The organism is Aliidongia sp. (assembly GCF_035943795.1).
GTDB lineage: Bacteria > Pseudomonadota > Alphaproteobacteria > ATCC43930 > CGMCC-115725 > Aliidongia.
Genome location: NZ_DASZBY010000002.1, coordinates 1 through 12,156, shown reverse-complemented (window position 1 = coordinate 12,156; position 12,156 = coordinate 1). Strand labels below are relative to the sequence as shown.

Below are 12,156 nucleotides of genomic sequence, written 5' to 3'. Positions count from 1 at the left end.
GGCACCTGACCCGCGACGCGCCGATCGGTTCGGCTCAGACCCCGTCGGTCGCGGCAGGCGCCGGCTTCGCGACGGCCAGCGCGTCATGCACGGTCCGGTAGAGATCGCTCCGGGTCCGGACCACCTCGTCACCGGCGACGGTGAAACTGAGGACGACCTCCAGCAGGTTGTCGGCCGTGGTCCGATCGACCAGGATGCCGGGCGCCGGATCCGTCAACACCTTTGGATGAGCCGTGGCCGCGCCGAGGATGGTCTGGATGATTGCCGAGAGATCCGCAGTCTCGGGCACGCGGAACCGCGCCTCGCCGGCGTGGGTCGTCACGGGATAATAGCTGTAGTTGCGCAGGGGCTGCCCCCAGACGCCGCCGTTCGGCACGATGATCTGCACCTTGTCGTCGCTGACCAGTTCGGTCCAGAACAGCGACAGTTCCCGGACCGTGCCGGTGATACCGCCGACCTGGACCTTGTGACCGATCCGGAACGGCCGGAAGATCAGCAGCATGACGCCCGCCGCAAGGTTCGACAGCGTGCCTTGCAGGGCCAGGCCGACGGCCAGGCCGGCGGCGCCCAAGACCGCGATCAGGCTCGTGGTCTGGATGCCGAACTGCGACAGCACCGCCAGGACGGTCACGGTCAGCACCAGATAGCGCATCAGGCTGCCGAAGAAGCTCTTCAGCATCTCGTCGAAATGCGGCGCCCTGCTCAGCGCGCGCACGACCAGCATGTGGCACCGGCCAGACAGCCACAGGCCGACCAACAGGATGACGACGGCGCCGACCAGGTTCAGGCCGTTCGAGACGATCAGCGGCAGCAGCAACTGGAAACGGGCCAGCAGGTCGTTCGGGTTCAGATCCGACATCGTGACTTCTCTTCGCAGGGGCGGGGAGGCAGCCAGGAAGATAGAAGGCGAAACCGTCCCTGCCAAGCCGGCCCACGTCGTGAAAGGCTGTGCGCCCGGTTGACTCCACCCGCGACGGGACCGATGCTTGGCAACAATGGTCTGATGATACGACGACCGAGAAACGCCGGGGCCCGATCCTCGGCCGGGGGAGGGGAAAAGCATGGGCGATGGATTGTCACGGCGCCAGGTTCTCGGCGGATTTACCGGCTTGGCCGCCATGCAGGCGGCCGGCGCCTTCGGTCAGGGACTGGCGATGCCCTCCTCGCCGGTGTCGCTCAACATCATCGATGTCGCGGGCGACCTGCAATTGACCCAGGCCGGGATCGAGCGGTTCCGCGAGCAGAACCCGAAGCTGGTCTCGCGCATCACCTACACCCGCGCACCGTCGCCCGAGCTGCCGGGCAAGATCAAGGCACAGCAGGATGCCAACCACGTCGACATCGACATGGTGCTGACCGGTCCGGGGGCGCTGTCCGACGGCGTCGAGCAGGGCCTGTGGATCCCCGTCTTCTCGAAATACCCGGACTCGCTGCCAAAGCCCGAGGCGGTCTATCACCCTCACGCCCTGATGATGCAGAAGAATTTCGGGCGCGATCAGGGTGTCGAAGTCGTGTTCTCGCCGTCCGGGCCGCTGTTCGAATATGCTCCGGCGCGGGTCAAGGACCTGCCCAAGACCGCGGCCGACCTGCTGGCCTGGGCCAAGGCGCATCCCAATCGCTTTACCTATGCCCGGCCGATCAACTCCGGCCCCGGTTGGACCTTCCTGATGGCGATGCCCTACATTCTGGGCGACAAGGATCCGAAGGATCCGATCAAGGGCTGGGACAAGACCTGGGCCTGGCTTAAGGAGCTGGACAAGAGCATCGACTATTACCCGGCCGGTACCGGCGGCACGATGAAGGAGCTGGGCGAGGGCACGCGCGACATGATCGTCAGCACGTGCGGCTGGGATATCAATCCGCGCGTGCTGGGCGTGGTGCCCAAGGAAGTCGAGATCTTCGCGCTCGAGGGCACCCATTGGGTGCCGGACGCGCAGTTCATGTGCATCCCGAAAGGCGTATCGGAGGAGAAGCTGCCGGTGCTGCTGGCGCTGATGTCCTTCATGCTGAAGCCCGAGCAGCAGGCGCTGACCTACGACAAGGGCTATTTCTATCCGGGCCCGGCAGTCAAGGACGTGCCGCTCAGCATGGCGACGGCCGAAAGCCAGGCGGTCGTCAAGGAATTCGGCCGCCCGGCCTATGACAAGCTGATCGCCGATCTGCCGGTCGAGGTGCCGTTGCAGCCCAAGGACCTGGTCCTGGCCTTCCGCCGTTGGGACGACGAAGTGGGCGGGGCCAAATCGAAATGATCGGATCCAGATGACTCTGCGTTTCGCGGCGATCGGGCTCGACCATCGCCACGTCTATCATCTGGTCGGCGGGCTGATCGACGCGGGTGCCATCTGCGTCGCCTACGACCCGGCGACCAGCGATCATCGGGTGCTGGCCGGGTTCCGCGAGCGGTTCCCGGCGCTGCCCGAGGTGACGGACCGCCGGCGGTTGCTGGAGGATCCGTCGATCGACGCGATCTGCATCGCCGCGGTGCCGTCCGACCGCGCCGACATCGCCATCGCGGCGATGCGCCAGGGCAAGGACGTCATGGTCGACAAGCCCGGCGTCACCTCTCCGGTGCAATTGGCCGAGATCGAGCGCGTGGTACGCGAGACCGGGCGGATCTTCTCCATCTGTTTCTCCGAACGCTTCGTGGTGCCGGCGACCGAGGTCGCGGGCGACCTCATCGCCGCCGGGGCGATCGGCCGGGTGGTGCAGACGCTCGGCCTCGGCCCCCACCGGCTCAACCGGCCGATCCGGCCCGACTGGTTCTTCGATCCGGCCCGCTATGGCGGCATCCTGGCCGACATCGGGTCCCACCAGATCGACCAGTTCCTGCATTTCACCGGATCGACCGACGCCCGCATCGTTTCCAGCGCCGTCGGCAACGTCGGCACGCCCGAGACGCCGGCCTTCCAGGATTTTGGCGAGATCCTGCTGCGCAGCGACCAGGCGACCGGCTATATCAGGGTCGACTGGTTCACCGCCCACGGCCTGCCGACTTGGGGCGACGGCCGGATGGTGATCCTCGGCACCGAGGGCACGATCGAGCTTAGGAAATACGTCGACATCGACGGCCGACCAGGCACCGACCACGTTTTCCTGGTCAACCGCGAGGGCACCCGCCACATCGACGGCAGCACGGCGCCGCTGCGCTATTTCAGGAACTTCATCGCCGACGTGCGCGACCGCACCGAAACCGCCATGGCCCAGCGCCACGTCTTCACCGTCAGCCGGCTGGCGCTCGAGGCGCAGGCCGCCGCCCAGCGGCTGACACTCAAACCGCACGACCGATAGGAACGCCCATGGCCAAACTCGGCATCGCCATCATCGGCCTCGGCTCTGCCGTGCAGCCCCATGTCCGCAGCCTGTCCGATCTGGCCGACCGTGCGATCTTACGCTGGGGCTTCAGCCGGACCGAGGCGCGCCGCGCCGCCTTCGCCCGCGACCATGGCGCACCGGTCAGCGGCGACCTGGATGCGGTGCTGGCCGACCCCGCCGTGGGTGTCGTACTGATCCTGACGCCGGCCAATGCGCACCTGGAGATCGCCGAGCGCGCCTTCGCCGCCGGCAAGCATGTGCTGGTCGAAAAGCCGCTCGATGCCACGCTCGACCGGGCCGAACGGCTGGTCGCCGCCGGTCGTGCCGCCGGGCGCAGGCTGGGCGTGGTGCTGCAGCACCGCTTCCGCGGCGGCAGCCTGCGGCTCAAGGAACGGCTTGCGGAAGGCGCGCTCGGCACGATCGAGGCGGCGTCGCTGGCCGTGCCCTGGTGGCGCCCGCAGAGCTATTACGACGTCGAAGGACGCGGCACCCTGGCGCGGGACGGCGGCGGCGTGCTGCTGACCCAGGCGATCCACTCGCTCGACCTGTTCCGTTCGCTGGTCGACGTGACCGACGTGGTCGCGGCCCAGGTCGTGACCACGGCGCTGCATCGCATGGAGACCGAGGACTACGTCGGCAGCCTGCTCCGCCTGCGCAACGGCGCCCCGGCCCAGATGATGGCGACCACGGCCTTCGCGCCGGGAGCGGCCGAGCGGATCGAGATCATCGGCACGGCCGGATCGGCCTCGCTCCACGGCGGTTCGCTGCGCATCACCGCGCTCGACGGCACAGAGGAACGGCTCGATGCCGAGGGGCCGACCGGTGCCGGCGCCAACACCATGGATTTTCCGCACGACGCCCATCGCGAATTGTGGCGCGACTTCCTCGACGCCGTCGACAGCGGCCGCGATCCGACCGTGTCGGGCGAAGAGGCCCTTGCGACCCAGCGTCTGATCGGCGCGATTCTGAAGGCCGGTGGCAGGGGTTAGAGCGCCATCCGCATCTGGTGCTGACCGACGAACGGCTCGAAGCCCAACTCGGTCAAGCAGGTCGCCACCGGGCTGTCGGCCGGTTCGTTGACCAGGGTCGCGGTCCGGCCGCCGGTGGCGGCGAGCAGGGCCGCGATCTCCGTGGTGCACGCAGCCGCCAGATGGCGGATCGCGATGGCGTCGTCGGCTCGGGTAAACAACAGAAACGTATCCTCGAGCGTGACGGCCGCCAGGCCCGCCGTCCGGGCCAGGCTCGCACGCTCGCGCTGCCAGCAGGTGGGCCGCAGCGGCCGGTCGAGCAAGGTGGCGGGATCGACCGGCTGCGCGGTGGTTGCAGCGGGCGCGATCGCCCCCTGGAGGCCGCTGAGCCGGCCGGTCTCCCGGAATCCCGCCCGCTCATAGGTGCGGACCGCCTTGTCGTTGCCGACCAGCACCTCCAGCTCGATCTCGCTGGCGCCGGCGGCGCGCGCACCGTCGAGGCAGGCATCGACCAGCGGCAGCGCCAGTCCCCGGCCACGCCAGTCCGGCGCGATGCCGAAACCGCCGATCCAGGCGCGCTGCGCCCGGTGGCCGACGAGGCCCAGGCCGATCAATTGCCCGTCGCCGTCCAGCCAGAGCGGCGAACCGGCGAGTTCGACGTCATGGCTTGCGATATGGCTCGCCAGTTGCGCCGCATTCATCGTGAGCGGCCGCATGTAGCCCTGGTAGATCATGGCGAAGGCTTCGGCACGCTGAACGGGGTCCAGGGTCGCGACGGTCGTCCTGGTGGCTATGGGATCGGTCAATTCGGGGCACTCGGACGCAAGGTGGCAAGACGCATCAGGGCGGCGCGCGCCATCGGCTCGTCCGGCGGCAACTTTCCGGCCTGTCTGGCGAGGCCGGCCCGGATGCGCTCGGCGTCGGGGAAGGTGCGATCGGTCCAATAGCGCTTGGCCGGATCGAAGATCCCGGCCTCGTCGAGGAACGCGGCGGTAAAATAGAGCGCGTCCGGCCAGGATTCGCCATCCGCGCGGGTCCGGATCGTGCCATCGGGACCGAGCGCCGTGCCGAGGCACCAGTCGACCAGGCCCGCGAGTTCGACGGCGACCAGCGGGCGCTGTTCGGGCCGCAGCTTCGGCCAGCCGAGCCGGAACAGCGTCGCCACGTCATAGTTGTTGTGGCTGGTCATGCCATCGGCGTCGAGCCAGCCGTGGGGATATTGCTCATGCTTGATCGCGATCAGGTGATCGACCAGTTCCGGCCAATGATCGATGGCCCCGTCGAGGTAGCGCGCCATGTGAAAGGTGACGCTGAGGTCCATGACCGGGAGGTCGCGGTCGCCCTCGCGGTAGCGCTCGCCGAAGAAGCCGGTCGCCGGGTCCTGGGCCGCCGCGATGAAGCGCCGGACCACCGGCTCCAGATCGGCCCGCCACGGATAGGTCGCCGGCCGTCGGCGCAGGATCAGGCGGACCAGATCGGCGCCGGCGATGTTGAGTTCCTTGCGGCGGTCGACGCCGTCCCGACGCAGGTCCGAGACCAGCAGCCCCCGCAGGTAGGCATCGAGCCGGGCCGGATCGTTGATCCGGTCGAGGAAACGCGGCGCCACCGGCACCGGGTCATCGTCGAGGAACCGGTCGGTCGACGCGTCCAGCTTCCAGAACCAGGCCTCGACGCAGGGACCATAGCTGCCGTCGGCATCCTGGGTATTGCCCGGGGGATTGGTGGTGCTGGCGGCGAGGCTGCGCAGCCGGTCGCGGCTGCGCAGGGCGGCGGCGGTGTCGCTGGTCGCACCCAGGCGCCAGCGCAACTCCGTCACGGCCTGACGCAGGCAGCTCCGATCGGCACCGGCCCGCTCGTCGGCATCCAGACGGGCTTCGAGCGCCGCAATCTCCGGCTTGGTCGCCTGGCGCAGCGCGCGCATCTGCGGAAAGGCGGTGGCCAGAATGGCCTGGGGATCCACCGTCTCGGCCCGGGCTATCGATGCGGCGAGGGCCCCGGCCGCGAGCAGGGCCAGCGGCGCGGCCCATCTCCACAAGTGTCTTGTTCCGGTCATGATCGCCGCGTATTCAGGCGGGAAGGTTTCGTCTGCCAGGAGGACATGTTTCCATGATCGATCATCACGCGGCCCTGATTCAGACGATGTTCCTGGTCTCAGCCGCCGATGCTGACATGACCGATGCCGAGTTGGGCATCATCGGCGAGGTCGTCAGCTTTCTGCCAGTGTTCCGCGGCTATGACAATTCCAAGCTCGGGGCCACGCTCGAGGAATGTGCCAAGTTCCTGGGCCAGGAAGACGGGCTGGAACTGGGCCTGAAGGCGATCCGCGAGGCGCTGCCGCCCAAGCTGCGCGAGACGGCTTACGCGATCGCCTGCGACGTGGTCGCGGTCGACGGCGAGGCGACCCAGGAGGAACTGCGCATTCTCGAGCTGTTGCGCCATCGTCTGGGCATCGACCGCCTGATCGCCGCGGCGATCGAACGCGGCGCCCGTGCCCGCTTCATGACGGTCTGACCCCGCCAAGCCCTTCAGCCGGCCGGTGCGGTCTTGCGACCGCCCGGCCGTTTCTTCTTCGCCGGTACGGGCTTGGGTGGCGGTGCCGATGGCTCGGAGGCGAGCCCGGGGAGCCGCTGCTTGCGCCACAGCCGCCGCATCGCCTTCAGGAACCGCTCCTCCCGTCGCCCGAGCACGTCGAAGAATTCGGTATCCACGGCGGCGATCAGCGGCAGCGCCGCGGCGAGCTTGGCGGCACCGTCGGCGGTGAGGGCCAATAGCCGCGAACGGGTGTCGGCTTGGTTGCGCTCGCGCTTGATCAGGCCGCCGGTTTCGAGCGTGCGCAGCACCTGCGACGTCATCATAGGGTCGGCACCCAGCGCATGGGCCAGCGCCGCCTGGCTGACGGGCGGGCCTTCCGCCAGCTTGTCCTTCAGCCCGGCCATGAGCACGATCTGAACATAGGTGAGGCCGGTCGGCTGCAGGGCCGCCCGGATCGCGCGCTGCCAGCCGTTCGTGGTCTGCCACAGCATGAAGCCGGGCCCTAGGGATGCGGCCTCGCCGTCTGCGGGTTCGTCGACTGCCTTCATGCGCCGCACTCCTTCGCTGAAGATCGTGTTCCGGCAGTATGCGTGCAGAGCTTGCCTCATCACCAGAAAATTCCCGGCAAGGTTTTGATGGTCTTCCTCAAGGTCCACCTCTAAGCCTCTGGCGGGTCGAGAGCTTACCGGTTTGACGGGCCTGTATGGCGGGGCCAGGCATCGACAGCCCTGCGACGGATGCAAGGATGTGCCGCGTTGCCGCGCCGCAACAAAGCGCTTGCATGCCGGCCCGACAGACCTAAGATCCCTCGCTTTCCAGGTCGGAACAGATTTCGAGGGCTGCTCTTGAGCATCGCTGTTACCGCCGTGCCGGCTCGCAAGACGGCGACGGATCGCGTGGTTGCCTATTGGCTGATCGCCACGGCCGTGATGATTCTGCTGATGGTCGTGATCGGCGGCGTCACCCGCCTGACGGAATCCGGGCTCTCCATCACCGAATGGAAGCCGGTCAGCGGCGCGCTGCCGCCGCTCAGCCACGCCTCCTGGGCCGACGCGTTCCAAAAGTACCAGCAGATCCCCGAATACCGGGAAATCCATCGCGGCATGACCCTCGAGGAATTCAAGGGCATCTTCTTCTGGGAATATCTGCATCGGCTGTGGGGTCGGCTGATCGGCCTGGTGGCGCTGGTACCGCTGGTCGTGTTCCTGATCCAAGGCCGGATCAAGGGCGCCGACGTGCCGTTCCTGGTCGCCGTGCCGTTCCTGATCGCCCTGCAGGGCGCGCTCGGCTGGTACATGGTCGAAAGCGGCCTCGCGGTCCGGACCAGCGTCAGCCAGTATCGCCTGACCGCCCACCTGATGCTCGCCGTCGCGATCTATGGCTATATCGTCTGGATCGCTGCCGACATCCTGCGACGCGAGCCCCTGTGGCTTGATGGTACGCGGGTTCGCAAGTTCCGCCGGGCCGCGCGCGGCATCCTGGCGCTCGTCACGCTCACCATGGTCGCCGGCGGCTTCACCGCAGGCCTCAAGGCCGGTCTCACCTACAACACCTTTCCGCTGATGGACGGGCGGATCGTGCCGGCCGGCTATCTGCAGATGGCGCCGTGGTGGCGCAACCTGTTCGAGAATATCGCGACGGTGCAGTTCGACCATCGAGTGCTCGCGGTCACCAGCTTCTGCGCCATCCTGGCTTTCTGGCTGGCGGCGCGAGGCCAGTGCCTGCCGCGCAGTCTGCGCACGCCGCTGAACGGGCTGATGCTCGTCGCCTGCCTGCAGGTCGCGCTCGGCATCTCGACCCTGCTGCTGGTCGTACCGGTGCCGCTCGCCGCCGCCCACCAGGCCGGCGCCGTGCTGCTGTTCACCTTCGCGCTGCTGACGCTCCATGGCTTGCGCCAGCCGCGCGGCGCGCGCAAACCGGTCGCGAACTAACGATCAGGCCGCCAGCGCGTCAGGCGCAACGCGTTCGACACGACCGCGACGCTGGAGCCGGCCATGGCCGCCGCCGCCAGGGTCGGGCTCAGCAGCCCTGACGCCGCCAGCGGAATGCCGATCAGGTTGAAGCCGAAGGCCCAGCCCAGATTCTGCCGGATGATCGCCCAACTGGCGCGCGACAGCGCCAGCAGGTCGGCGACCCGGCCGGGATCGCCGCCCCGGATCGAAGCACCGGCCGCCGCGACCGCGACGTCGGTGCCGTCGGCGATCGCGATGCCGAGCGTCGCCAGCGCCAGCGCCGGCGCGTCGTTGATGCCGTCGCCGACCATGGCGACCTGACGCCCCTGCTGCTGCCATGCCGCGATGGCCGCTCCCTTCTCCGCCGGCAGCAGCCGGGCGCGCACCTGGGCGATGCCGGCAGCGCGGGCCGCGGCATCGGCACTGCCGGCCGTGTCACCGGTCAGCAATGCCACCTCGACGCCCATGCCCTGCAGCCGCGCAACCGCGTCGGCGGCACCGTCGCGCAGCCGGTCGGTGAAGCCGAATAGGGCCAGGGGTGTGGGAATTTCGCCCCGCCGGACCAGCCAGGACAGCGTGCGGCCCCGGGCTTCCAGCCGCGTCGCCGCATCGGCCAGGGCCGGCGGCATCACAGCGTCGTCGCCCAGCAGTCGGCTGGTCCCGACCGCATAAGCGACGCCGTCGATCGTGGCCTCCACGCCGATGCCCGGTAACGCTCGGAAATTCGTGCTGTCCGGCAAGGTTGTCCCGCGGGCGGCCGATGCCGTCGCGAGCGCCGCCGCCAAGGGATGCTCGCTGCCGCGCTGGACGGCCGCCCCGAGGCGCAGGCAGGCCGCATCGTCGCCTGCCGCCGCGACGATGTCGGTCAGCGCCGGCCGGCCCTCGGTCAGAGTGCCGGTCTTGTCGAAGGCGACCAGGTCGACACGGTGGGCCGCCTCCAGCGCCGCCGGATCCTTCAGCAGGATGCCCAGGCGCGCGGCCGCACCAAAGGCCGCGACCAGGGCCGCCGGCGTCGCCAGGCCGAGCGCGCAGGGGCAGGCGATGACCCAGACCGCGACGCCTCGCAGGATCGCCGTCGCGGGGGCAGCGCCGGCCAGGACCCAGCCGAGCATGGTCGCGAGCCCGATGACGAGCACCGCCGGCACGAAGACGCCGCTGACCCGGTCGACCAGACGCTGGACCGGCGCCTTGGTCGCCTCCGCCGTTTCGACCTGGGTGAGGATCCGGCCGAGCGCAGACTCGCGTCCGAGCGCGGTCACCTCGACCTCCAGGGCGCCGTCGAGATCGAGCGCGCCGGCGACGACCGCATCGCCGGGGCCGCGCTCGATCGCCCGGGTCTCGCCGGTCAGCAGTGCTTCGTCGAGCCCCGCCCGGCCATCGCGGATGATGCCGTCGGCCGGCAACCGCTCCCCGGGGCGGACGCGGATCCGGTCGCCCAGCGCCAGCGCCTCGACCGGCCGCTCGATTTCGGTGCCGTTTTCGACGACCCGGGCGGTCGCCGGGCGCAGGGCCGCCAATGCCGTCACCGCGTCGCGGGTATGGCGCTTGGCGCGGGCTTCCAGGTATTTGCCGATCAGCACGAACGTGACGATCGCCGCCGCCGGCTCCAGGTACAGGTCGGGCATTGTGCCGGCCGGGACGGTCGCGAGGTCGTAGAGGCTGAGCGCCCAGGCGGCACTGGTGCCGAGCACGACGAGTTGATCCATGCTGCCGACGCCGGCCCGCAGCGCCGCCCAGGCCGATCGATAGAAATGCCGGCCGAGCCAGAGCTGCACCGGGGCGGCGAGTGCCAGGGCCAGCCAGTCGGGCAGCATCACCGGCCAGCCGACGAGGCCCAGCACCATGGGCGCCAGCAGCGGCGCCGTCAGCAGGCAGGCCAGGATCACCGGCGTCGCCGAGGGACCGACCGGCAATGACGCGGGCTCGTCCGTAACCGTCGTGGCGCCGTAGCCGGCGGTCGTGACGGCGGCGACCAGGTCTTCCGCGCGCGATGGTCCTGTTACCAGCGCCTGCTCGGTCGCGAGGTTGACCGAGACGGCGGTGACACCAGGCACGCGGGTCAGCGCGCGCTCGACCCGGCCGACGCAGGAGGCGCAACTCATGCCGGTGATCGAGAGGCGTAGGGTCGTGGTCATGGCGAATTCCGATATGGTGCGATCCGTACATGGGGCTTCCCATGATGGGAAGGTCAAGAGGCGCACTGGCCTATACCGTGCCTACTGCGCTAACCTGTTCGCCGGTTTGGTCTTTTGCGGGGCGAGGGAAATGATGTCAGGTCATCCGAGACGGATTGTCGGGTTCGTCGGGCCGATCTACGACGCGCTGCAGGGCGTCAGTTATCCGCTGATGCGGATCGTCACCGGCGCATTCCTGCTGCCGCATGGGTCGCAGAAGCTGTTCGGCCTGTTCGGCGGCAACATCCACGACACGGCGGGATTCTTCGCCAAGGTCGGGATCGAGCCCGCGCTGCCGCTGGCCTATGTCACCGGTGGAGTCGAATTCTTCGGCGGGCTGTTGCTGGTGCTGGGGCTGCTGACCCGCGTCGCCGCGGCGGCGGTCGTCATCATGATGGCCGTGGCGATCCTGTCGGTCCATCTGGCCAAAGGCTATTTCTGGACCTCGCTCGGCTTCGAATACCCGCTGATGTGGGCGCTGTTCGCTTTCGCGATCTTCATCCACGGCGGCGGCCGTTTCTCGCTCGATCGGGCGATCGGCTACGAATTCTGACGGGCGGCGCATGACAGGGCTGCCGGGGGGTGAAGCCGCCCCTCGGCGATGCTATACCCGCCCGATCGTTCGACAGGGCAGATGGGGCATGACCGACGCCTTCGCCATCCGGTTCATCACCGAGGAAGACGGCCGGCCGCTGCGCTGGACCTATCTGAGGCCGGGCATGCCGAAAGGCGGCTCGATCTATCAGGCGCCGGATTCGCTGCATGTCGGCGTGTTCGCCGGCGACGCGCTGATCGGCTCGGTCTCGTTCCTGCTCGAAGACCAGACCGGCGGTGTCACGGCCGGCGTCTGGCGGCTGCGCGGCATGATTACCCATCCGGATTGGCGCGGCCGGGATGCCGGCGGGCGGGCGCTCGAATTCGGCGTCGCCGAACTGGCCCGCCGCGGCGCCGGGCAGGTCTGGTGCGACGGCCGGAGCCGGGCGCTGCCCTTCTACCGCCGGCATGGCTTTCATGCGGTCGGCGCGGAGTTCGAGACTCCCGGCACCGGCCCGCATTATCGTCTGATCCGCCCCCTGGTGGGCGAGATCCCCACGCCGCTCGCCGGCGCGCCCGAGGAACTACCATGAAGATCGTTATCGGCACCGCCCATCCCGAGCTTGGACGGGACATATTGAAGGCGCTCGACCTGCCGCCGGTCGAGGCATCGATCAAGCGTTT

12 protein-coding genes are annotated in these 12,156 nt (G+C 68.9%); 7 read left to right on the top strand and 5 right to left on the bottom strand.

Annotation, left to right across the window (positions count from 1 at the left end):
* Positions 1 to 34: 34 nt before the first annotated feature.
* Positions 35 to 859: a mechanosensitive ion channel family protein gene (locus tag VGV37_RS00140; RefSeq protein WP_326877553.1), complete on the bottom strand. Its 825-nt coding sequence runs from the start codon at positions 857 to 859 to the stop codon at positions 35 to 37.
* 202 nt (positions 860 to 1,061) lie between these two features.
* Here VGV37_RS00140 and VGV37_RS00135 point away from each other — a divergent pair, with 202 nt between their 5' ends.
* The 3 genes from VGV37_RS00135 to VGV37_RS00125 are packed head-to-tail and all read left to right on the top strand — an operon-like array spanning position 1,062 to position 4,301.
* Entirely contained in the window at positions 1,062 to 2,249 is a 1,188-nt protein-coding gene (locus tag VGV37_RS00135; protein ID WP_326877552.1) for an ABC transporter substrate-binding protein, read from the top strand.
* A 10-nt stretch (positions 2,250 to 2,259) separates the two neighbouring features.
* The gene (locus VGV37_RS00130) at positions 2,260 to 3,288 is read left to right on the top strand and encodes a Gfo/Idh/MocA family oxidoreductase (RefSeq protein ID WP_326877551.1); all 1,029 of its coding nucleotides are present in this window, start codon (positions 2,260 to 2,262) and stop codon (positions 3,286 to 3,288) included.
* 8 nt (positions 3,289 to 3,296) lie between these two features.
* Positions 3,297 to 4,301, top strand: a complete 1,005-nt coding sequence (locus tag VGV37_RS00125) for a Gfo/Idh/MocA family oxidoreductase (protein WP_326877550.1) — start codon at positions 3,297 to 3,299, stop codon at positions 4,299 to 4,301.
* On the opposite strand, the gene VGV37_RS00120 is transcribed toward VGV37_RS00125, so the two are convergent.
* Entirely contained in the window at positions 4,298 to 5,086 is a 789-nt protein-coding gene (locus VGV37_RS00120) for a GNAT family N-acetyltransferase (RefSeq protein ID WP_326877549.1), read from the bottom strand. The genes VGV37_RS00125 and VGV37_RS00120 overlap by 4 nt on opposite strands.
* A complete protein-coding gene (locus VGV37_RS00115) occupies positions 5,083 to 6,315 on the bottom strand; it encodes a hypothetical protein (RefSeq protein WP_326877548.1) in 1,233 nt (410 codons plus the stop codon). The genes VGV37_RS00120 and VGV37_RS00115 overlap by 4 nt, the downstream gene beginning before the upstream one ends.
* A gap of 71 nt (positions 6,316 to 6,386) precedes the next feature.
* Between VGV37_RS00115 and VGV37_RS00110 the strand changes: the two genes are divergently transcribed.
* Positions 6,387 to 6,791, top strand: a complete 405-nt coding sequence (locus VGV37_RS00110) for a tellurite resistance TerB family protein (RefSeq protein ID WP_326877547.1) — start codon at positions 6,387 to 6,389, stop codon at positions 6,789 to 6,791.
* 14 nt (positions 6,792 to 6,805) lie between these two features.
* Here the strand turns inward: VGV37_RS00110 and VGV37_RS00105 are convergent, their stop codons facing one another.
* The gene (locus VGV37_RS00105; RefSeq protein ID WP_326877546.1) at positions 6,806 to 7,360 is read right to left on the bottom strand and encodes a MarR family winged helix-turn-helix transcriptional regulator; all 555 of its coding nucleotides are present in this window, start codon (positions 7,358 to 7,360) and stop codon (positions 6,806 to 6,808) included.
* A gap of 297 nt (positions 7,361 to 7,657) precedes the next feature.
* On the opposite strand from VGV37_RS00105, the gene VGV37_RS00100 reads away from it, so the two are divergent.
* Entirely contained in the window at positions 7,658 to 8,743 is a 1,086-nt protein-coding gene (locus VGV37_RS00100) for a COX15/CtaA family protein (RefSeq protein ID WP_326877545.1), read from the top strand.
* On the opposite strand, the gene VGV37_RS00095 is transcribed toward VGV37_RS00100, so the two are convergent.
* The gene (locus tag VGV37_RS00095; protein ID WP_326877544.1) at positions 8,740 to 10,899 is read right to left on the bottom strand and encodes a cation-translocating P-type ATPase; all 2,160 of its coding nucleotides are present in this window, start codon (positions 10,897 to 10,899) and stop codon (positions 8,740 to 8,742) included. The genes VGV37_RS00100 and VGV37_RS00095 overlap by 4 nt on opposite strands.
* 130 nt (positions 10,900 to 11,029) lie before the next feature.
* Between VGV37_RS00095 and VGV37_RS00090 the strand changes: the two genes are divergently transcribed.
* A complete protein-coding gene (locus VGV37_RS00090) occupies positions 11,030 to 11,491 on the top strand; it encodes a DoxX family protein (protein WP_326877543.1) in 462 nt (153 codons plus the stop codon).
* Positions 11,492 to 11,579: 88 nt separating this feature from the next.
* Entirely contained in the window at positions 11,580 to 12,065 is a 486-nt protein-coding gene (locus VGV37_RS00085; protein ID WP_326877542.1) for a GNAT family N-acetyltransferase, read from the top strand.
* Positions 12,066 to 12,156 lie beyond the last annotated feature (91 nt).